Raw genomic sequence first — 21,549 nt, 5'->3', positions numbered from 1 at the left:
GCAAAAAAATCGCTGTATCTATTGACTTTATGAAAAGAATAACTTATATTCTGTTTTGATATTTTGAGAACATTTTTGAGAACGAAAATGAATGTTTGTCGGAATATCAAAGGATGTACTTGGGATGAATTATTTGAAGAATATCCGCTTGGTGGAAATTTTGACGGCAACTTTTGCCGTTTTGGCGCTTGCCGGGAATACCCATGTAAAGCCTGGCGACGATTTTGTTTCGGCCATGACTAAGGCCTCCGCCGGAGATACCGTCTTTTTTGAAGCGGGAACATACCAGGTGCCCTATACAGAGGGTCAGGCGAATACGATTACACTTTCTAAGTCAGGAATGGCGGACAAGCCCATTGTGTTCTATGCGGCGGGCCATGCGACCGCCGTGATAGACTTCCAGTTCCCGGAACTCACCTATGTCGACAAGGGCGTGGGGCTGAGCATGACCGGCAGTTATTACGAACTTCACGGTCTCGCCATTACCCGTGCGGGATACCAGGGAGCCTATGTGACAGGGTCGTACAACAAGTTCTACAACATGTCGTTTTTCGAAAACCGCAATTCCGGTTTGGAAATTAACAAGGGCGGGAATCATACGCTGGTGGTCAACGTAGATGCGTACCGTAATTATGACCCCAAGAAAAAGGGCGGCATGGCTGACGGCTTTGCGAGCAAGCAGACTCAGGGAGCAGGAAATGTGTTCATCAACTGCCGTGCTTGGGAAAATTCCGACGACGGTTTTGACTTTTTTGATTCACCCGACAGTGTCATTGTCTATGATTCCTGGGCGTTCCGGAATGGGGTCAATGTTTTTGGCTATGCGGCCGAGCTCTTTGATGGAAACGGCAATGGCTTTAAGATGGGCGGCAATAAAGCCCAAGCGAATCACCGTTGCACGCGTTGTATTGCGTTTGACAATCCGGTAAAGGGCTTTGACCAGAACAACAATACGGGTGGCATTACGGTGGAACAGAGCCTTGCTTACCGCAACGGAAGCAGTGGTGCCGCCAATTATGGAATGGGTGGGGCGCTGAATGCGGGGCAAAAGCATCACCTGCGGAACAATATCTCTTATAAGGGCAAAAATGCCGACTCTTTTGGTTCGTCTAGCGAACAGAAAACGAATTCCTGGAACATTTCGGTGACTGTGAGTGACGATGACTTTGAGTCGTTGGACACGAGCCTTGCGACGATTGCCCGAAATGCGGATGGACTGCTCCCGTACACAAAGTTGTTCCGCCTGAAAAAAGGGAGCGTCTTGATTGACAAGGGGACGGAAATTGGCTTTGATTATGTTGGCTCGGCACCGGATCTTGGACCTTACGAATATGGCGAAATTGCAGCAGAATCCAGTTCTTCGGAAGTGTCTTCTAGCAGTGCTACAACGACTGTTATTCGCCGCAGGGTGGCCCCTGCTGACAGACGTAAAGATGCCCCGAGGTTCAATGCATTGGGGCGTTCGGTAAAATCCGCGGAACCTTTCCGTTGGAGCGTCAGTTGGTTTTAATAAAGAGGTGGAAAAATGAAAGCAAAATATTTGGCAATTCTCTTGATGAATGTGGGGCTCTTTGCGGCTACCCCTAACTTCGATATGGTGGGGTATGCCACTTTGGAAGGGGGCACTACCGGCGGTAACGGGGGCAAGGTTGTGGAAGTCTCCAACTTTGCAGAATTTAAGCAGTACGCCGAAGATTTGGAAACTCCTTACGTCATTATCGTGAAGGGGGAAATCAATACCGGTATCAAGACGTTTATCGATGAAAATGGCCATGTGGCCTCTTCGGGTACGGCAACGACTTATGGCGAATTGGTCTTGGTCGGCAATAACAAGACGATCATCGGTAAAGGCGAATCGGCGTTCCTTAATCGAGTGGGCCTGATGATTCAGAATAAACATAACATCATCATTCGTAACATCAAGTTCACCATGAGCGATGTTCCCATTAGCAAGACCGACGAAAACAAGGTGATCGCTTTCCGCAATGGGGCAGAAGTTGTCCTCAATGACCCGGACTGCATCGCGATTTCTGCGGACTCTGCTGCCACTAACTGGGCTGACAAGAATAAGCAGGGAAGCCATAACATTTGGATCGATCACTGCGAATTCTATAATGCCTACACCGGCAACAAGGACCGCTACGATGGTCTGCTGGATGCCAAGAACAACATTTACAATGCGACTTTTAGCTGGAATTATTTCCACAACCATCATAAGGGAAGCCTCATTGGCAATAGCAACGGAGATAGTCTTCGTCATGAAATAACTATCCACCATAACTTTTATAAGGACCTGGATGCGCGTACTCCCATGATGCGCCATACTAAAATTCACCTTTATAACAACTATGTTCTCGGTCAGGGAACAGGCAACGGCCCGAATGTTCGCTATGGTTCTGACGACTACTTTGAAAATAATCACTATGCGGGCCTCAGCAAGGCGATTTTCGCTGGCGATGATGGCGTGGCTACCATTGTTGGAAACTATTACGAAGGCTGCGCCAACTTCCAGAGTAGTGGCTGTAACAGCAAAAAAATGAAGATTTCCGTAAATCCCGGTACTTCGCTTACTTCCAAGGATACCGCATGGGTCACTTACGATACGGAAATCCCTAAGGGAACTTTCAATCCCAAGAGCGTCTACAGCTATAGTGCAGATCCCGTAGGCGATGTGAAGGGCTTGGTGACAAATTATTCTGGCATTGGTAAAATTGATATCAGCGAATATGAAAAAGGAACGAAAATCGACCCGGTGATTGTTAGCTCAAGTTCTGTCGCCGAAGTAAGTTCTAGTAGCGTTACGAGTTCTTCAAGTAGCTCCGAAAACACAACGCGGTTGATTGCAACCGATGTCGAGTTCACCATTTCGCCTATGACCAAGGTGCAAATTTTCTCCTTGACAGGAAAACTGATCAAGCAGGGCTTTTACAGCGAATGGGAACAATTGAAGTCTAGCCTCCCGCAAGGCCACTACATTGTGCGAGGGCTTCACCAAACATTAATATTCCAGTCCCGAAGAAAATGCTCTCGTCTTTAAGGTAGTGGAGCAATCGTTGTCTGTAGACAACACGTAAACAAAGTTTTCGACACTCCTTAGCTTGCTAGGGAGTATTTTTTATGTCAGCATAAAAGTTGGAGTGTGTTATGCGAAAAAGTTGTTTGGGATTGATTCCGGGCGCCGTTTTGTCGGCTGCCCTAGGTGTTCACACATACGCGGCGTCGGGTGATGCTTACACATGGCCCGGTTACCGCAGCGACCTGGATTACGACACGAAGTCTAATCTGGGCGACATTCAGCCGCCGACCAAGTTCAATAACAATTGTTCGGGCGTTACCGGAAAGAAGGCCGGTAAATGGTGGGCGTTTTACTGGGGCAAGGATCGCGACAGCCGCATTACCGACGTGACGATTGATTCGATCCTCAAGAAGTACGATACCGATTTCGAGTACCTGTACAATGAGATGGGATGGGCGCCGGATGCCCAGGCGCAAGAAGGCCAGTACAGTGCCGTTTATTACTATGGCTCGGGTACGTGTGCCGGTGGTGCGAAGGACGATACCACGGGTGGTTGGCAGACATGGGTGGCGGGCTACACGGCGGTGGCGGCTTCGTTCTATCCGCTCTACAGTTTTAACACGAGTTGCCCCTACCGCGATCGCGTGGCGCAGATGGATGCGATGATTCACGAGGGAATCCACTCGATGACGAACGGCTACCCTGGCGCAAAGGATGCACACTGGTTCCAGGAAGCGGGTAACACATGGATTCAGCAGGATATGTTCAGTCACCGTGATGGTGTATACAGCGGTATGGGATTTTTGAATGCGGCGACGGTCATTGCGCCGTTCATGCCGATCGAATGCTATTCGGGCTGGCTCATTGACGGCACCTTCGGTGGCCCCGGCGGCGGTGCCGATGACGGAGGCGTGACCGGCAAGAATCAGCGCTACCTGCTGGGCGGCTCGCAGTACAGCAACATCTTCCCGACTTTTATCGGCACATGGATTGGAACGGGTGCTGTGCGCTGGATTTACGGAAACGCTTACGGCAAGACCAAATACCTGCTCGAAACCTACGGCCTCGACAAGGGCCTTGGCGATGCGGGCGTGCGCAGGCTCATTACCGAATTCCGCGCAAGGCTTGCGATGCTTGACATGAAAAAATGGTCCGGCGAAATCAAGAATTTGCTGAACCAGCATTTTGGAAGCGACACCTACTGGGAACAGGACATGTGGGACAATAACAGGAAAAGCTACACCTGGACCATGACGCCCTACCAGACGGTGACGGAAAGCAACGGCTACCTTGTTCCGAATCAGGAAACAACTCCGGGTTGGTCTGGCTCGAACGTGGTGCCGCTGAAGGTACAAAGCGGCGCTAAAGAAGTGACGGTGAGTTTCTACCCGAACGGCGCGAATTCCAATAACAGTAACATGAATTTCTTGCTGTGCTACCGCGCAACTGACGGTACACCTGTGTACAGCGAACCCATTACGGGCGAGGGCTCTGCAACGCTTCGCCTGGACAAGACGCCTTCTTCGACAAACGGTGCGCAGATGGTTTTCGCGGTCATCGTGAATACCGATTACCAGTACACCGGCAATACGGGAATTCGCAAGCTGCATTACGATTATAAGTTGAAACTGGAAACGGGCGTGAGTGGCGCAGGGGCTGCAAACGTCAAGTATTACAACGACTTTAAACTGGATTACAAGTGGCCCGAAATCGGCGAAACCCCGGTTGTGTCCAGTAGTTCTGTGGCATCGAGCAGCTCTGTCGCTCCCGCAAGTTCTAGCAGCGTGGTGGCTTCCAGCAGCTCCGAAAAGATTGTCTTGGACGGAGCCACGACATATTCCATCTCGGTGACGCTTCCGATTGACGACAATTATGCGACGGTCGCGGCAAAATTTGATGTAAATGAAATCGCGCAAAAGCTTGGGCTTACTGCGGCGACTCTTTCCCAGGCGACCTTCTTTGCCCAGGAAAGCGACGGCAACATGGTGACCAACAGCACCGCCACCGCTCCGGGACACTGGTTCGGTAAAGACGGCAAGGTGGTGGAATGGGGTGAGTCCGCCTACGTGTTCAGCGAAGCCGACTTGTCGAAGGGGACGCTTGCCGTTGGACATTATCCGAACCGCGTGAAGGACGGCGAAAAATACAGCTTTACGCAGGGGCTTTCGTACAACGGAAAGTCGGTGCTGTTCAAGGTAAATGTGACTATCACCAACGAAAAGGGGAGTGGCGAGGCGACAGCGGCGTTGATGTATGGACTCGAGGGACTTTCGACTCATGTTGACCTTGCGCTTCGTCGCGGCCAGATCGAGGTGCGTTACACGCTTCCGCTGCGTGACAATGTAAAAATCAGCCTGTTTACGGGCTTTGGCGCTCTAATAGCCCAAGAAATGGTTGGCGTGCAGAATGCCGGTGCGCATACGTTTGCGTTTGATATGAATGGCTTGCCTATGGCGACCTATATCGTGAAGGTGACGACCGGCAGCTACCGCGAGGCGAAATCGATAAGCATTTTCCGATAAATCGATGATACCAAACAAAGGCATCCCGGCGAATGCCGGGGTGCTTTTTTGCTTTGCTAGGGGATATTTTTTATTTGGTGTAAATCTTATGCTCGGCCATATAGATAGCTAGGTAGTCGATGACGCCGGATTCTGCGCCCTTCGGGGCGCATTTTGTAAAATGTGGACTTTTTTTAAGAAAAACGTTGCTAAAATCTCATCATATTATTCTAAAATATTGTAAAACTATTGACTTTTAATTGCAAAAAGTGTAGTTTTTTTATATATTCTCTGGAAAGGAGTGTGGTATGGGTGTATTGGAAACATTCAGGGCGGCGTGTGTCGCCTTATCTCTCGCGGCTGTTGCCGCATTTGCGGCCTCGGTCGCCGTTCACGATCCTTCCGTCATTGTGGTCTATAAGGACGCGGGCGGGAATTCGTATCCTGAAAACGATGCGGCCAAGTCGCGGACGAAGTATTATTACATATTCGGGACCATGAACGGGGCGGCATATTCCCGCGATATGCTGGACTGGACCCCGTTTACGCCGCAGCTTTCGAGGGGCGGCACGGTGTATGTCACTGGCAACGAGGCCAGGGACGATTACTACAGCGTGTTCAAGGCGGAAGCCGACTATGCGGAACATACGAATTCCGCGACCGCCAAGGGGAACTTGTGGGCGCCCGATATCGTGTGGAACAAGAAGCTGAAAAAGTGGTGCTTGTACTTTTCGATGGCGGGCGAGGACTGGAAAAGTTCCATTGTGCTCCTGACATCCGACAAGATCGAGGGGCCGTACGAGTACAAGGGTGCGGTCGTCTATGGCGGGATGGACAAGCAGACGGCGGGATCTGCCGCCAATGCCGACTACGCGAAGGTGACGGGTTCTTCGACAATCGACGAGCGTTACTATATCGCAAACAACGGTGTCACTAATTTGGGCAAGTGGGATGGCGGCTATGGTTCCAGCTGCATCGACCCGAACGTGTTCTACGACGAGGATGGAAACCTGTGGCTCCTGTACGGTTCGTGGAGCGGCGGGCTTTTCCTGGTCAAGCTCGATGAGTCTACCGGTCTCAGGGACTATTCGTACAAGTACGGGAACAACGGCGCGGCCAAGTGGAGCGGGACTTCGATGCTCGAGGACCCTTACATGGGTATCCACGTGGGTGGCGGTTATTATGTGAGTGGCGAGGGTTCGTACATCCAGTATTTCAAGGATGCGGACGGCAATGGCTACTACTACCTGTTCGTGAGTTACGGGTTCTATTCGCCCGAGGGCGGCTACACCATGCGCGTGTTCCGCAGCAAGGACGTGAAGGGGCCCTATGTCGATGTGGATGGGACTCCTGCGATTTTTGAAAAGTTTATCCTGAACTATTGGGGCAATACCGACCGCGGATTCCCGATTGTCGCGAATTACCGCTGGAGTTTCTGGGCCGAAGACCGTGCCGAAATTGCGGATGGGCACAATTCGCTATTGCGCGACGACGATGGCGGCATGTATCTGGTTTATCACCGCAAGTTCAACAACCATACGGGTTGGCACAATGTCGAGACTCACCAGCTGTTCTTTAACAGGATGGGCTGGATTGTGGTGGCACCTTTCGAGTATCACGAGGGTTACGGGCTACTGGCGCGTGCGCTCGACCGCAGCGATATCGCGGGCCCGTACAAGGTGATTATGCATAACCCGCCCAGGAACAACCCGCAGACCTGGGAAGATTCCGTGGCGGTGAACCAGGAACAGAACATGCAACTCAATGCCGACGGTACGGTGACAGGCGCCTACACGGGAACCTGGGATTACGACTATGCGAAGGGCCGGAGCTACGTGACGCTTACTCTGGGTGGAACTGTCTACGAGGGCGTGGTGCTTGACCAGTTGCAGAACGATATGAGCAAGCGGACGCTTACGTTCTCGGCGATGAACAAGGCGGGGAACCGTGCCTTCTGGGGTTACCGTGTGCCGAAAACCGAAGTGCTGCAGGATGCCCGCTATTACGGCGACAGCGTGAAGGTCGTTGGGAAAAAGGACTTTAGCACGGCATGGGATGCCTATGACGAATTTGAGTCCGTGAAGGTAAGCGGGAACTTTGTCACGGAATTTGAATTCAGGAACAAGGTAAAGAGCGGAGCCGAAAACTGGAACAACTGGGTGCTCGTCTTTAGGAACGGTGGCGACATGTGGTACCTGCGTGCCGACGGCTATTCCGTGGAAACGCTCGGTGGCGAAAATACGGTGCACTACTGGAATGCCTGGGGTGAAAACTGGGATGCCTTCAAGAAGATGTACGACGGTGCAAAAGTCCGCCTGCGTGCAGAAAAGGACGGCTACCTGATAAATGTGTATGCGTTCTTGCGCGGTGCGGCGAAGGATGGATCCGACTCGCTAGTGTATGCGGTTACGGCTACGGGGACACCGGTTGGCGATTACGAAATCTTGCTCGGTGCCGACGCGGCGTCGCTCGAGTTGAGCCGTGTTGCCTACGGAGCACTTGAAAATCGCATCGTGGCGGGTACGATAAACGACGGTGGCGAATACAATGTAGCGTTCAATGCGCAGAAGACGGCTGAATACAAGGTCTCGGGCGACTTTAGCGCAACATTCCGCTTTATGAATTACGGAAACAAGCCGGTTTACGGGCTTGCCGATGCGAACAAGGTGAACAACTGGGACAATTACATTGTGCGTGCGACTGCCGGCGGGGCGACGACGCTGTTGCGTGCCGATGCCTTTGCGATGGATAACGCGGGGACGTTCGATTACGATTTCGACTGGAACTGGGACGATTTCGCTGGCATCATGCGCAACGCCGAAGTGGTGATGGATGTCTCGCGCGAAAAGGATGTCGTTACCTACTCGGCCCGCATCACGGCGCAAGATGGCAAGGCGTATCACTATAAGGCGGTAAACAGGGGCGCATCGACTGCCGAGATGTCGCTCGGGTTTACTTGTGAGAAGAGTGTGGTCGACCTGCTTTCGGTTTCCGTGAATAGCGTGGCGGGCGACAGCACGCAAATCCAGGTGGAAGATCCTGATTCTTCGACCACTTCGTTTGCGGTTCGCAATGGCGTTGAAACAGGACGCAGCCTGCAGGATATGCGTGGCGCGAAGGTTTACGATGTGCGCGGTCGCCTGTTGGGAACTGCGGACAGCCCGCGGGTAAAGGAAATGCGTTTGCGCAAGGCCCGACCGCCCGTTTTTGCGAAGTGACAAAAGCACCGCAGGTGCCCGCCGTAGTCCGTGGACAACTGGAAATTTCTTTTACCCTACCCCCGGAGCAAATCCGAGGGTATTTTTGTGGGCAGAAAGGAGTTTTGTATGGGATGTTTGAACTCTATTCGCGTATTGGGCCTCTCGGCGGCGCTTGCCTTTGCTGCATCGCCCGTCATCAAGGTCGATTTTGACATGAGCGGACGCAATTCGAGCGAGGTTACGGAACCGAATTACGTGCCCTGGGTGGTTTCGGGTGTCGCTTCGAAAGATACGACGCTTTCGGGCGTGAAGGTGAATGTTGCCGGAAGTGCTAACCTCAAGGCCAACTGGTACAAGGCCGGGGTGCAGTCCCCGAGCTATGCGCGCCTTGTGTGCGACGGAGTGATGGTCGAAGGCGGTGGGGCGATTACGCTCACCTTCTCGAATCTTGCGGCAGGGACGCACAGTCTCTTGTTGTACCTGAACAATGTCGATGGAACGGTGGCGAGCAACAGCATCGATGTCTACGTGAACAACTCGAAGCAGGCCTCGATCAAGCCCACGAATCGTGCGCTCTCGACAGGCGAGGCGGCGATTGCCTACGTGACTTTTAATGTAAGCGGTACGGGAGCCTCGACCGCGATAAAGTTGAATACGGGCACGGTTACCCTGAACGGCTTTGAACTGAACGTGCCCAATGCGGCGGCACAGGCGACAGGGCCTTCGCCTGCGGATCTGGATTATCACGCTCCGCATGAAAACGGGGCGCTGACGCTTTCGTGGACGGCGGCGAAGTCGGCCGTAAAGCATCGTATCTATTTCGGGACGGATTCGGCGGCTGTGCTTACGGCAACGCCCTCGAGCACTGCGGTTTACAAGGGCGAACAATCCGGCAGTTCGTATAAGGTGAGCGGTACGACTCCGCTCCAGACATACTACTGGCGCGTAGATGAGGTCGATGCGAACGGAACGGTCACGGCAGGGAATGTCTGGTCGTTCAAGCCGGGCCGCGTCGCGTTCGAGGGTGCCGAAGGTTATGGCCGCAACGCCCTGGGTGGCCGCGGTGGCAAGGTGGTGTACGTGACGAACCTGAACGATGACGGTGCGGGTTCCTTGCGCGAGGCGTGCACGGCAGAAATTGGCCCGCGTACCATCGTGTTCAAGGTGTCGGGAATGATCCAGCTGAAATCGCGTTTGGTCTGCAATCAGGATTACGTGACGATTGCGGGGCAGACGGCTCCCGGCAAGGGAATTACCATCAAGAGCGCCCCCATCGGGTTCACGGGCAAGGACATGGTCATCCGCTTCATGCGTGTGCGCCTGGGCTACGGTGCTACCTACGATGGTATGGGGCTCACCGGTGGCGACCACAGCATATTGGACCATGCAAGTATCAGCTGGACGATTGATGAGGCGTTTAGCAGTCGTGGTGGCAAGAACCTTACGCTGCAGCGCACACTGATTTCGGAGGCGCTGAACATTGCGAACCACCAGAATTACCCCGTCGGGACGGGACACGGGTATGCGGCGACTATCGGCGGCGATATCGGCAGCTTCCACCACAACCTGCTTGCACACAATGCGGGCCGCAACTGGAGCCTGGGCGGTGGCCTCGACGGGAACGGCTACTACGCGGGTCGCCTTGACATATTCAACAACGTTGTCTATAACTGGGTGAGCCGCGTGACCGATGGCGGTGCGCACGAGGTGAACTTCGTGGGCAATTACTACAAGGAGGGCGCCGCCACTACCTTGCACGGCTATACTTTGCGCGCACAGTTCGAAGGTACGGGCAAGGGCTCGCAGGCGTATTACTACCACAACAACGTTCTCGAGGCTGCGGGCGGCAAGTTCACCTGCGACGGCACCAACGACAATTGCGGTCGAGAGTATTCGCTTTCTGGCGGGCAGGTGCTGGATTGGGAACCCTGGAACAGCAAGCCCTTCTTTGCCTCGTATGCAACTGTCCAGAGTGCGAAGGCCGCCTACAAGGATGTGCTGAGCGATGTGGGCCAGCGCATGCCGGTACTTGACAATCACGACACCCGCGTGATAAATGAGACCAAGAACGGAACCTACAGCATGAAGGGTTCCGTGGGTAGCATGGCGGGCATTCCCGACCGCGAAACCGACGTGAAGGATACGGCGAACATCAAGGGCTGGGAGCCTTACCCGAGCGTAAGCTGGGCCAACGATTACGATAGTGACCTCGATGGCCTCCCGGACTGGTGGGAAAGTATGTATGGTTACAATCCGAAGTCGAAGAGCGGTGACTTTAGCGAAGCGAACAGGGACCGCCTGGGCGATGGCTGGACGGAACTGGAACGCTACCTGGAATGGATGGCCCGCGCGCACTACACCTTCGCGAAGGGTGAAACCCAGGTAATTGACCTTGCGCAGTTTACCCGCGGTTACGACGGCGGAACCTACACCGTGTCGGCCCCGAGCGGCGTGACGGCGACCGTGAGCGGTTCCAGGTTGACGGTGAAACTCGCCGACAGTTTTGGCGGCGTAGACTATATCAAGTTTACGCTCAAGGATAACGCTGGCGATACCTTTAGCCGCTACATCGGCGTGACGCAGCAACTCGCAATTCAAAATTCTGGCGAAGGAGATTCAACGGTGCTTAACGATACAACTCAAACGGATTCTTCGACAACCTTAATTGCATCCTTCTCTCCTGCACAGAAATTTCATTATGTCGTAGAGGATGATGTCGTGTATTTTTACGGTATTCCTGTCAACGCGCAAATTCGCGTGACTGATCTGAGTGGCAAAAATCCGATGCTGAGCAAGGATGTCGTGACTGCAAACGGCACGGCATCGGTAAATCTGCAACCCTTCGGCAGGGGCGTCTATATCGTGAATGTTCGCGGAATGGATCGCGATGGCTCCTGTTTGAGCAAGACTATCAAGGTTATGCGCAGATAAGTTTCGAAATAAGTGCGCCTCGGCGAATGCCGAGGCGCTTTTTATTGACAAAGTTGATTCAAAGCTAGAATCCTGTATAGCTGAACGATTTATGGCCGAGCTTTTGGCCACAACTGCTGACAAATACAGCGGTCAACTTACCGACGCGAATGCCTGCAAGATTTCCGCCATTTTCGCCAAATTCACGGACGAGGTTACCCTGCAAGTCGAACAAGCGGACTTTCGTGCCCTCGGGTGCGCCTTGTACATGCAAGAAGCCGTTTGATACAAACATGCTCATTGACGGAGCGAGGTGTGCCATCTTCAGGGAGGTCTTCGAAGTGTCCTGTTTGGAAGTGTCCTGCACGGTCGTGTCCTGCTTGGAGGTGTCCGGCTTGGGTTCTTCGTACGGGAGCGAAGGCGTTTCCCAGTCAATCCAGTCGGCATAGTTGTCAATCTTGAAACCCTTGCCGTTCGTGGGCTTGACGTGGATATCGGTATTGGCGCTCTTGCCGCGCAGGAACTTGTCGACAAATGCTGTTACGGTGTTGTTCTGGCTGCTGGCTGCCTGGCAATGCTCGTGGCCGCCGGTAAAGTCAAAGCCGATGCGGTCCTCGATGCCCATGGACTTCCACACTTCGCTTGCTACCATCATGGACTTGTAGCCCGATTCGTCGCCGAGCCATTCGTAACCGGGGTTTCCGAGCGCAACCACCGCACGCGGGGCAATCATGGCGATGAGTTCGTGGTGATCGTGCGGGAGCTTGTAGGGGTCCTGGCTCTTGAGGCTCTGCATGAACCAGCTGTAGTTTGTGTTGTCGATTTTTTCGATGTTCGTGCCGCGGCTTGCGAAGTCGGCGGAAGTGCGCCAGGAGTTGATGCCGCCACCACCCGATTCTTGGGCGATGGTGAGCGTCACGCGTTCGTCAAAGGCGCCTGCGAAGAGAGCCATCTTGCCCGCATAGGAACAACCAGTGACTGCAATTTTGCTCATGTCCAGGTGGTACTGGTCGGCAATTTGCGCAAGGCCGTCAATCAGGCGGCTTACGCCCCAAGACCATGCGGAATAGTCACCGTTCTGGTTCTTGTTGCCGTAGAACTTGTAGAAGCCCACGTTCGTGTCCTTCTGACCGTTCATGGAGTATTTCGCCACCTGGTCGTGGCTGAAAGGCACCTGCACAAAGCCGCTGAACAGGCTCGAGGAAAGCGACCCCGTACCGCTATTCATGCCGATGATAATCGGGTGCGGGCCGTTGCCAGACGGAATGTTGAATTTCGATGTGATCGTCATCGTCTTGCCGCCTTCCTTGACGGTGACCGTGAGGGTGCCGCCGCTGTAAGTGGCGCTCACGTCGGAAGGAATCGGCTTGTCGCCAATTTCGTACTTTTCGATATCGGCCTTGATTTCGTTACGGCGTTTGCTCCAGTCGCCATACTTGGTGACCTTGGAGCCGTCGTGGAATTCAAATGGGTTGGGGAGTTTTCTATTGCTCTTAAGTTCGCCCGCCTTGGCGCCAAGATCCTTGCCGCGGTTTTCGGTGTCGAAATTGAGCGGTATTTCTGCAAATACCATGGAACATAAACCAAAAAGAAGCGCCGTATGGAGGCCCTTTTTCATGTTTCACTCCTTTCGCCAAACAGAAACCCAAACCCATTGTGTTAAACAACCTTAATTATAATGGGTACTTTAAATATATGCTTGAATAGCATAGATATGGTGTTCAAATTCTTTTTACTGTGGACAAATATGTCCACATGTTTTGTGCCGTAGTCCGTAGACAACCTTTTATTGGGGAGCCTATATTTTTTTGGCTGCTTTTGATATATATTAGGCAAAAAAGGGATGCTCATGGGTTTGAAATTTGGTTTTTGCAAGAATTTTGCGGTTCCGGCGCTTTGCCTAACAGTGTTTGGTGTTATGGGGGCGGGTGCCGAGCCGCTGGCTTTTCCTGAGGCGCTCGGTTTCGGGGCGCAAGTCACGGGCGGTCGTGGCGGAACCGTGTATCACGTGACGAACCTGAACGATGACGGCGCGGGCTCTTTCCGCGATGCGGTCAGTCAAGGGAATCGCATAGTGGTCTTTGACGTGGGTGGCATCATCAACATCAAGACGGCGGTTTCTATCAAGAGCAACATTACCATCGCGGGGCAGACGGCTCCGGGCGAGGGAATCGCCATTCACGGCGGTAAACTCAGCACGGGCAAGCAGAGCAACATCATCATTCGCTACCTTCGCATTCGCCCTGGCGAAAATACCGCGTCCGAAAAGGATGATGCGCTGAACCTTTACGATTCCAAGAACGTGATTGTGGACCATTGCTCGGTGGAACTTGCACCGTGGAACAACTTCGGCGGTTCCTCGGATAATGCAAGCTATCGCGTAACGGGGATAACGGTACAGAATTCATTGATTGCAAACCCCATCGGACAGCAGTTCGGGGCGCATATCGAATCGGTGGATGGCACCTGGGCGTGGTACTACAACGCCTTCGTGAACACGCACAATCGAAATCCGCTTGACAAGATTAATGACGTGTTCGTGAACAATATCCTCTACAATTTTGAGGCGGGCTACACAACGCATACGAGCACTCATTTCAATCACGATATCGTGAACAATTACTTTGTCTATGGCCCGACTGGCAAAAACGAATGGTTTCAGGTGGATAAGAACCAGAGTATTTACGCGAGCGGCAACATGATTGACAAGGACCGTGACGGAAAACTGAACGGCGGGCCTTCTAGTATTTACTACTACCAGGGTGTGGGCGAGGAACTTGCGAAACCCTGGAGCGAACTTACGACATCGGGCCCGATGCTTAGTGCGGCTAGCGCTTGGCGCTACGTGAATTCGCAGAGCGGAGTGCTCCCTTACGACGATATTGATTCCCTGATATGGCACCAGGTGGGGACACTGGGGAAAGAAGGAGCCTTGGTGAAAAGCGTTGGTGCCATGGGAATCAAGACCAATAATGGTTGGGGTGAGGTGATTGCGGGCGAGGCCGCTACGGACAGCGACAAGGACGGTATGCCCGATTACTTTGAAGACGCGATGGGTTACGACAAGTCGAAAGACGATGCCATGACCAAGGAAAGCGATGGCTATGTGCGCATCGAGAAGTATATCAACTGGCTGGGTGCTATGCACATGCGCATTGCGGACGATGTTTCTCGCGATTTTGACTTGCGCACGATTACGCGCGGGTTCCAGGAAGTAAAACCCACATATAGCGTGTCTGCGGCGGAAAATGGCTCGGTTGAACTGCAGAATGATGGCTATACGGCCCGATTTACTCCTGCTGCAAAGGGGCTTGCATCATTCAAGTACACCGTCAAGGGAAACGATGGTACCGAATATACGGGTCGCGTGGAAGTGCTTGTGGAAAGTGTGGCAGGAGCCGACACTACTGTTGCTACGGGCGATTCTTCGAAAACGGCAATTGTAAATCGTGGGACGACTCTCCCGAACGGCTTGCAAATTCCCGCCCGCAATGGGTTCCGTGACCTGAAGGGCCGACGCTATAGCAAGCAAGTCCCGTACAGGGTATTGTTCTAGACGCTATTTGGTGTAAATCTTATGTTCGGCCATATAGAGGGCCAAATAGTCTATGACGCCGGATTCTGCGCCTTTTACGGGGATGTAGCGCAAGTTGTTCTGCGCATCGGCAATGACGGCTAGCCCGGCGATGTAGTTAATCCAGTGATAATCTTCGTGATACTTGAGAGCGACCTTTTTCTGTGAACCGAAAACGGCGAGTGGCATCACAAAGATGTCGTGCGATACCATGATGGTGATGCGTTTCCACTTGGATAAATTTTTCAGGATGACCGCTTGCATGAATTCTTGTGCGCGGGGCTCTAGCTCGTAGAATGCTTCGGAGAATTCGCCTTCGTATGCCCAGTGAGCCATCAGTTCGATGGAATTGCCTTTTAGACCGAGTGACGTCGCGTATTTTGCGAGAGAGTCGGCCGAAATTTTCAAGAACCAGTTGCCGGTGATGTCGTAATTCGTGATAAGTTTCGGGAGTGAGGCTTCTCCGCGTCCTTTCGAGATTTGGTTTGCGGTTTCGTTCGTGCGCACGAATCCCGAAGTGACGTACGAGAATTCTTCTTCGCTCTTGAGGGTTGCCCCTAGATCCTGTGCCATCTGGATTCCGTTTGCGGTGAGTTCGGTTTCCAAAGCCACGTCATCTTCACGTTCGGAATGGCGGATGATAAAAACAGCCTTTTCGTCGGGCGCGAGACTCTTGTAGACATCGGCGACCGTGGCGAATCCGTCTTTGTCCAAAACGATTTCCGGAGAGGTATCCATGATTGCGGACGAAGAAGATTCCTCAATCGAGGAGGAACTGCCGACTTGCAGTTCTGCTGAGGATGATAGGGCGAGCAGAAGATACTCGCTAGAAGAGGATGCCGGAATGGCCGAGGATGACATTGCCAGAGAAGGCGTTGCCGAAGACGACCATTCCGGGGAATCTTGCTCGGACGACGACACGGGTATCCAGGAGTGATTAGAGGATTTGTCGGACGAGCTTGATTCAATATCGGGGTTAGATACGTTGTCGTTGCATGCCGTGAGTGCTGCAACGCATGTTGTGGCAAAGATGAAATTGGACGTGCGCATTATGACCCCCACTGGTAATCTCCTGCTTCGTAAACGGGATTTTCTCCGTTGAAGCCGCGGGGACGCTTGATTTTGTCATCGTAAAGGGTCTTGTTGAATATGCGGAAATCGCCTCGTTCATAACTTTGGAATGAAATGTGACAGAAAATGGGGCCTGCAGGCATGTATTCGCTGTAGCTCATGGTTCGTTCGCCAACGGTGTAGAGGTAATTGAAGTATTTCCCGTTCAGCACGATGTGTAGCCCGATGTTGCCTACGGTGAACCAGCGACCTTTTGCAAGAATATTTTCGTGATGAGTGTCGTCGTAGTCCATTACCACGAATTCGGCGTCGCCGCTCTTGTCGAGATGGAAACGGTACTTGTGGTTGCCTCCGCAACAACGACCGTCAAAGAACCAGGTGTATCCGCTGGCTGCGGCGATGCGTGGGTCTCGTATGCTTGTGTCGGGGTGGGCGAGTTGTTCGTCTGTCACGAGGCGCTCGGGTTCCACAGCCGCAATCAGTTGTTCCAGTGTTTTCGGGTTGCTTACTGTCGGGGTGTTTACCTTATTCTTCGCTTCGCTCAGGGCGCGACGGTACAGTCGGTAAGGAATGCCGTCGTCACTAATCATGGTGAGTTCATCTTGGCTGAACACGTAGTAGGCGTACGTTTTGGTTCCGGTTTTGGTGACCACGTTGAAACTGCGGTTGTTGAGCGTGTACCATTGCCCCGAAACATTGGGAAATCCGGAAACGGCAGCAATTCCGTCTTCGCCGATGATAACGGTATAGTCGTCGCTGATCCAGGCTTCGTCGGCTGCGGTAATGAGGCGGCAGTCGCGGTTTTTGTCTCCGGCACAAACCGCGTCGCTCGGGTTCGCCGCTTCGCAGGCGCTGATCATTCCCGGCGGAAGTTCGGTAGAGGCTCCTAGCCTAAATCCCATGTCGGCGGCGCCATCGCGGCTACGGATGGCCCGGCGGCTCACCCGAGCGAATTCGGCGGGTTCGCCGTAACTGCCGCCACGTCGCGTCTTGTTGCCAGAACCCGTGAGCTGAACCGGGTTGACTTTATCGCCTGCAGTATAACCCACGAGCCAGTCGTACACCCATTCCCAGGAATTGCCGCTCATGTCGTAAAGCCCGAGCTTGTTCGGCTTCTTGCTGGCGACGTCGTGTGCCTTGCCACCGCTGTTTTCGGAATACCAGGCGACATCGTCAATGGCGTTGCCTCCTGAGAATTTGAAGCTGTCGGCAATCCCATCCTTACCTCCGCGAGCAGCAAATTCCCATTCGGCATCGGTAAGCAGGCGGTATTGCCTGCCTGTCAATTGCCCTAATTTACAAGCAAAATTATTCGCATCAAACCAGCTTACACCTATTTTGGGGGCGTTCCCTGATTCCCAAGCGTTTTTCTTGCCGCCCATGACGGCGTTCCATTGGCTGACCGTGACTTCGGTTTTGGCGGCAAAGTAGTCGCTGACGGTTACCTTGTGCGCGGGTGTCTCGTAAATTTTGTCTTGTTCGGCGCAGTTGTCACACCCGCGTGTGTACGAACCTCCCGGAACATGAATCATGTCAAATAAGACGCCGTTTACAGTGTCGGAAAAATTTGCAGGTGCAATATATGAAAATCCGGTTCCGCTTGAAGAACTTGGAGAGGCTACAAGTTCACCAGACGAGGAGGAGCTAACAAAAAAGACGTCCGATGAACTTGTTGCAGTGAGTCCGCTCGAAGAATGGGTATCGCCTGCGCTGAAAGCGGTTTCGGAGCTGATTTCCTGAAGAGAATCAGCGTTTGATGAATCCGGAAAATTCGTTGCTGAGGAATCGCCCTCGGTGGGGGGAGTTAACCCACTTCCGGGCGATTCCGAGCAACCTCCAAACATCCCGGCGATAAAAGTAACCGCTATAACACCCGAGGAAAACTTGTGCATGCGCACCCCCATCGAGTCTACATCCTTAACCGGTTTTAATATAAACTTAAACTAAAAGGAAAAGGCGTTATTTATTCTTTTACTGTGGACAATTGTGTCAACACCAATGTTTGCGTTTCAAAAAAAGAAGCACTCCGTTCGGGGTGCCTCTTTGTTTGGTTTAGGAAGATTTGCGCTTTTACTTTGCCCGTACGGTACTTGTCTGCACCGCATTTTTGCCACGGATAATGACTATGTACTGCCCCGTCGGGATGTTTTCAAATTGTACTTGTCCGTAATTCTTAGAAAGGGCCTTTTGGGAAATGAGTTGCCCCGTTGCAGAAACAAGGGTTACGGAGGTTACATTTAGTAAGTTGCCCTCAACGAAGATATTCTTGCCTTGCGCGTAAATTCGGGGGACCATAAACGTGCCTGACATCTTTAAAGTCGTGGAGGAGTCTGGCGTTTTGGTGGCGGTGTCGCCTGCGGCATACAAGGGGGCGAGCGCTTCTGCCCACAAGTGGTGCATGGCTTGACCGCCCTTGGTTTCGGCATTCGGGTGTACACCGTCGCTCGCCAACAATTCGGGATGTTCCTTAAAGTAACTGTAGAAATCAGGACCCTGCGGCAGGTCGTTATCTTCGACGAGTTTGTCGACAGCCTCCAAAAATGCCGGATTGATTTGCCAGCCCGCCTTTGCGGAATCGGTCGCGATAATCCGTGCAATCACGGGCGTGATTCCGTGAGCCTTTGCAGAGTCGATAATCGTCTGCATGTTGCTCACGTAGGTGTTCAGGTTCCAATCGCCACCGTCCCAGGCATCGTTGGTACCCATTTCGATTGCCCAGAATTTGACGTTGCCAGCGTATTCCAGGTATTCGCTTAGGTGTTCCACGACTTCGGTGCTGTTGATGCAGCCAATGCCACCGCGCAACATGGCGGGCGTGTATTCCGGAAACTTTGCATGAATGAGCTGCGCCGTGGTGGAATCGGTATCCTGTTGCTTGATTCCCATCTGACTGATGCTTGTGCCCATAAAGAACCAGGTGTCGGTTCCGCCTGCGCTCATGTCGAATGCCTCGATTTCAAGAAGCTTGCCCACATCGCCTTCGCTTGCGATCTTGAACCAGGATTTGCCCGCAAAGTCGATGGTTACGCCACGTGCCATCACGGGGTTGTTCTGGATGGTGGCGGCCACTTCCCAGTCTCCGTCGGTACCGTCGGTGGAATTCGCCGAAGTCAAAATCCTGAAATTCGAGAGTGCGACGCCCGAGTGGCCGCAACCGCTCGTGAAATCGGTCGCCCAGGCACAATCGCCGAACGATTCCCAGTTGATCAAGAGCTTTTTGGGGCCTTCGCCCACGTTCAACGCGATTTCCTTGGCGCTGCTACTCTTCCAGTTGGTCAAGTAACCGTCCGTCAGATAATCTGTCGTTGTGGCTCCTGTATGAGCCAGCAAACCGCCAGAAACCAACTTGTTCGGGGTAATCCCGTAAGAGGCGCACATTCCGCATAACAAAAAAGTTGCGGTTGTGTTCGCCATTTTTAAAGTAAAACAACCCATAAACACTCCAATTCAAAAAAGCGACGCTCAAAAAATAAACTCCAACCCCCGTTGTGTATTCATTTTTTTTGCGTCGCCTTTAAAATTCGTTGAAACCGACTCAATAACTACTTTTTGATGTATACCGCGTTCAATCTGCGTCCCTGGATTCTTTGACGTACGATGTAGCGCCCCTGCGGAAGTCCTTGCGTAGAAATTCCCACGTAATGGCCGTTCATGTCAAAGATGCCGATTGTTGTTGCAGGGCCGTAGAATGGCGATACCTTTGCAAGACGCGTCGTAGAGGTATCCTGGTTGGGTTTGTACTTGTCCCAACCGGGCATGTCTTCGAGCGAAAGAATTCGTTCGTCGTCCATGTTGCTCTTCCACACGGCGTCTTTCGTCTGGCTGGGCCAGGTTCCGCTCCAGGTGCTGTACCACGGCATCCACCAGCTCCATACGGCCTCGTCGGTGTGCATGTTGTTCACGTCGGGAATGGGCCCGTTTTCGCTGAGTGCAAGAATCTTCGTGGAATTCGATGCGTTCTTGAACTTGTCAAAGGCGCTCGCGTTGCTTGAATGGTCGTTGTCCTTGTTGTAAATGTCTATAGAAAGTACGTCGTAGTATTCGCTGCCCGGATCCCAGGAGGTGACGGTAGAACCTTCGGGGTTGAATACCCAGATCATGTTCTTCACTCCCTTGACCTTCACCATGCGGTCAAATACCAGGCGGTAGAGGGCCGCGAACTGCTCGCCCGAATTGATACTCCACCAGAACCACTTGCCGCCCGCCTCGTGCAGGGGACGGAAAATGCCTGCAACGCCATCTTTCTGCAGTTCGAGGAAGTAATCGGCAATATGGTCAATGTCAGCGATAATTCCCTTGTAGGCCGCACTTTCGGTGTCCCATTCGGTGGTGCCGCTCTTGAATCCGGTAGAGAAGTCGAAGTCCGTATATTCGTTGGTCCCTGCCGCACTCTGGATGTAGAAGGCGTCCTTCTTGTCGAGGGGATCCTTCCAGTGCCAGGTGAATGCAGGGATACCGCCTGCTTTCCAGAGACCCTTCGCTATAGAAATCGCCTTGTCGGTGTATTCCATGTTCCAGCTACCGGAAGCGTTCGGGCCTGTTGCAAAAAGGAAGTCGAGACCGACGAGCGCCGGGTACTTGCCCGTGCGCGTGTAGATGTACTTTACATCGTCGTGGGTCTTGAAATCGGCGCCCAGCGTGTATCCGCTCATGTCGCCGGTCATGATTCCGCTAATTGTTTTCTTGCCGAAGTTTTCACGCAAGAAACTGTAGAGCTTTACTGCGTTTTCGGTCGCGTTCGGGGTGACCGGGCTTGCGGAGAGCTTGAAGGGCTTTGATTCGTAGGCAGAAATGTCGATGTAGTCCACGTCGATCCAACCCCAGTATTTTTCAATAGCGACGGTATTTGCACCTGCCTTGAGCGTTACGGCGGTCGTGATGTCTGCCCACCCGGTCGTTGCCGCAAAGTCAATCGTGCCTGCGGTGGCACCATTCACCTTGAGATAGTTTGCCTTAAAATCGCCCGCCTTGTAGCGGATAGTGAGCGTGTATTTGCCTGCCGATTCGACAGTGACTCCCGCGAAGGTAATGTTGCCTTCTTGGAGGCTTGCATAGCCTGTGCCCGAGACTTCGCTGCTGTTGACAATTTTTGCCTCGGTTGAGACGGTTGCCGATTCAGCTTCGTACTTGGTTGCAAATGCGGTTGTTGCGAGGGTTGCCGCAAGAATTGCGACTGTATTTCTTTTAAACATTCAAACTCCTTGATACACCATTGTACCCTAAATTTATGTTTGTGAATGCATTTCGAGGAGTTTTTTTTGGGGCGGGCGTGGACAA

11 protein-coding genes are annotated in these 21,549 nt (G+C 52.8%); 6 read left to right on the top strand and 5 right to left on the bottom strand.

What is annotated here, in order from left to right; genetic code table 11:
* Positions 1–124: 124 nt before the first annotated feature.
* The 5 genes from QZN53_RS00150 to QZN53_RS00130 all read left to right on the top strand — a co-directional run bounded on the left by QZN53_RS00150 (position 125) and on the right by QZN53_RS00130 (position 11,648).
* A complete protein-coding gene (locus QZN53_RS00150) occupies positions 125–1,510 on the top strand; it encodes a right-handed parallel beta-helix repeat-containing protein (RefSeq protein ID WP_205428102.1) in 1,386 nt (461 codons plus the stop codon).
* A 15-nt stretch (positions 1,511–1,525) separates the two neighbouring features.
* On the top strand, positions 1,526–3,037 hold the full coding sequence (locus QZN53_RS00145) for a polysaccharide lyase family 1 protein (RefSeq protein ID WP_163436590.1): 1,512 nt from the start codon (positions 1,526–1,528) through the stop codon (positions 3,035–3,037).
* A gap of 107 nt (positions 3,038–3,144) precedes the next feature.
* The gene (locus tag QZN53_RS00140) at positions 3,145–5,538 is read left to right on the top strand and encodes a DUF4859 domain-containing protein (protein ID WP_163436588.1); all 2,394 of its coding nucleotides are present in this window, start codon (positions 3,145–3,147) and stop codon (positions 5,536–5,538) included.
* Between the two features lie 287 nt (positions 5,539–5,825).
* Positions 5,826–8,735: a glycoside hydrolase family 43 protein gene (locus tag QZN53_RS00135; protein ID WP_163436587.1), complete on the top strand. Its 2,910-nt coding sequence runs from the start codon at positions 5,826–5,828 to the stop codon at positions 8,733–8,735.
* A gap of 108 nt (positions 8,736–8,843) precedes the next feature.
* The gene (locus QZN53_RS00130; RefSeq protein WP_294650714.1) at positions 8,844–11,648 is read left to right on the top strand and encodes a T9SS type A sorting domain-containing protein; all 2,805 of its coding nucleotides are present in this window, start codon (positions 8,844–8,846) and stop codon (positions 11,646–11,648) included.
* A gap of 64 nt (positions 11,649–11,712) precedes the next feature.
* Here QZN53_RS00130 and QZN53_RS00125 read toward each other — a convergent pair whose 3' ends face one another.
* Positions 11,713–13,245, bottom strand: a complete 1,533-nt coding sequence (locus QZN53_RS00125; RefSeq protein ID WP_163436585.1) for a hypothetical protein — start codon at positions 13,243–13,245, stop codon at positions 11,713–11,715.
* A 231-nt stretch (positions 13,246–13,476) separates the two neighbouring features.
* Here QZN53_RS00125 and QZN53_RS00120 point away from each other — a divergent pair, with 231 nt between their 5' ends.
* Entirely contained in the window at positions 13,477–15,183 is a 1,707-nt protein-coding gene (locus QZN53_RS00120; protein WP_294650711.1) for a hypothetical protein, read from the top strand.
* Between the two features lie 3 nt (positions 15,184–15,186).
* Here QZN53_RS00120 and QZN53_RS00115 read toward each other — a convergent pair whose 3' ends face one another.
* The 4 genes from QZN53_RS00115 to QZN53_RS00100 form a co-directional block, all read right to left on the bottom strand.
* The gene (locus tag QZN53_RS00115; RefSeq protein WP_163436581.1) at positions 15,187–16,251 is read right to left on the bottom strand and encodes a histidine phosphatase family protein; all 1,065 of its coding nucleotides are present in this window, start codon (positions 16,249–16,251) and stop codon (positions 15,187–15,189) included.
* A complete protein-coding gene (locus QZN53_RS00110; protein ID WP_163436579.1) occupies positions 16,251–18,164 on the bottom strand; it encodes an SUMF1/EgtB/PvdO family nonheme iron enzyme in 1,914 nt (637 codons plus the stop codon). The genes QZN53_RS00115 and QZN53_RS00110 overlap by 1 nt, the downstream gene beginning before the upstream one ends.
* Before the next feature lie 178 nt (positions 18,165–18,342).
* Positions 18,343–19,707 (bottom strand): SGNH/GDSL hydrolase family protein, encoded by a 1,365-nt coding sequence (locus QZN53_RS00105; RefSeq protein ID WP_294650707.1) that lies wholly within the window; start codon positions 19,705–19,707, stop codon positions 18,343–18,345.
* Positions 19,708–19,814: 107 nt separating this feature from the next.
* Entirely contained in the window at positions 19,815–21,464 is a 1,650-nt protein-coding gene (locus tag QZN53_RS00100; protein ID WP_163436578.1) for a glycosyl hydrolase, read from the bottom strand.
* Between the last annotated feature and the right edge of the window lie 85 nt (positions 21,465–21,549).

It is taken from the genome of uncultured Fibrobacter sp. (assembly GCF_900316465.1).
Lineage (GTDB): Bacteria > Fibrobacterota > Fibrobacteria > Fibrobacterales > Fibrobacteraceae > Fibrobacter.
Note: the sequence above shows the minus strand (reverse complement) of the source record. Positions and strands in the feature narration are given on the sequence as shown.

Excerpts from the sequence above, each read along its gene's own strand:
- QZN53_RS00145 (WP_163436590.1), top strand. The coding sequence starts at position 1,526 with ATGAAAGCAAAATATTTGGCAATTCTCTTGATGAATGTGGGGCTCTTT.
- QZN53_RS00135 (WP_163436587.1), top strand. The coding sequence starts at position 5,826 with ATGGGTGTATTGGAAACATTCAGGGCGGCGTGTGTCGCCTTATCTCTC.
- QZN53_RS00110 (WP_163436579.1), bottom strand. The coding sequence starts at position 18,164 with ATGCACAAGTTTTCCTCGGGTGTTATAGCGGTTACTTTTATCGCCGGG.
- QZN53_RS00140 (WP_163436588.1), top strand. The coding sequence starts at position 3,145 with ATGCGAAAAAGTTGTTTGGGATTGATTCCGGGCGCCGTTTTGTCGGCT.
- QZN53_RS00150 (WP_205428102.1), top strand. The coding sequence starts at position 125 with ATGAATTATTTGAAGAATATCCGCTTGGTGGAAATTTTGACGGCAACT.
- QZN53_RS00130 (WP_294650714.1), top strand. The coding sequence starts at position 8,844 with ATGGGATGTTTGAACTCTATTCGCGTATTGGGCCTCTCGGCGGCGCTT.
- QZN53_RS00115 (WP_163436581.1), bottom strand. The coding sequence starts at position 16,251 with ATGCGCACGTCCAATTTCATCTTTGCCACAACATGCGTTGCAGCACTC.
- QZN53_RS00125 (WP_163436585.1), bottom strand. The coding sequence starts at position 13,245 with ATGAAAAAGGGCCTCCATACGGCGCTTCTTTTTGGTTTATGTTCCATG.
- QZN53_RS00100 (WP_163436578.1), bottom strand. The coding sequence starts at position 21,464 with ATGTTTAAAAGAAATACAGTCGCAATTCTTGCGGCAACCCTCGCAACA.
- QZN53_RS00105 (WP_294650707.1), bottom strand. The coding sequence starts at position 19,707 with ATGGGTTGTTTTACTTTAAAAATGGCGAACACAACCGCAACTTTTTTG.
- QZN53_RS00120 (WP_294650711.1), top strand. The coding sequence starts at position 13,477 with ATGGGTTTGAAATTTGGTTTTTGCAAGAATTTTGCGGTTCCGGCGCTT.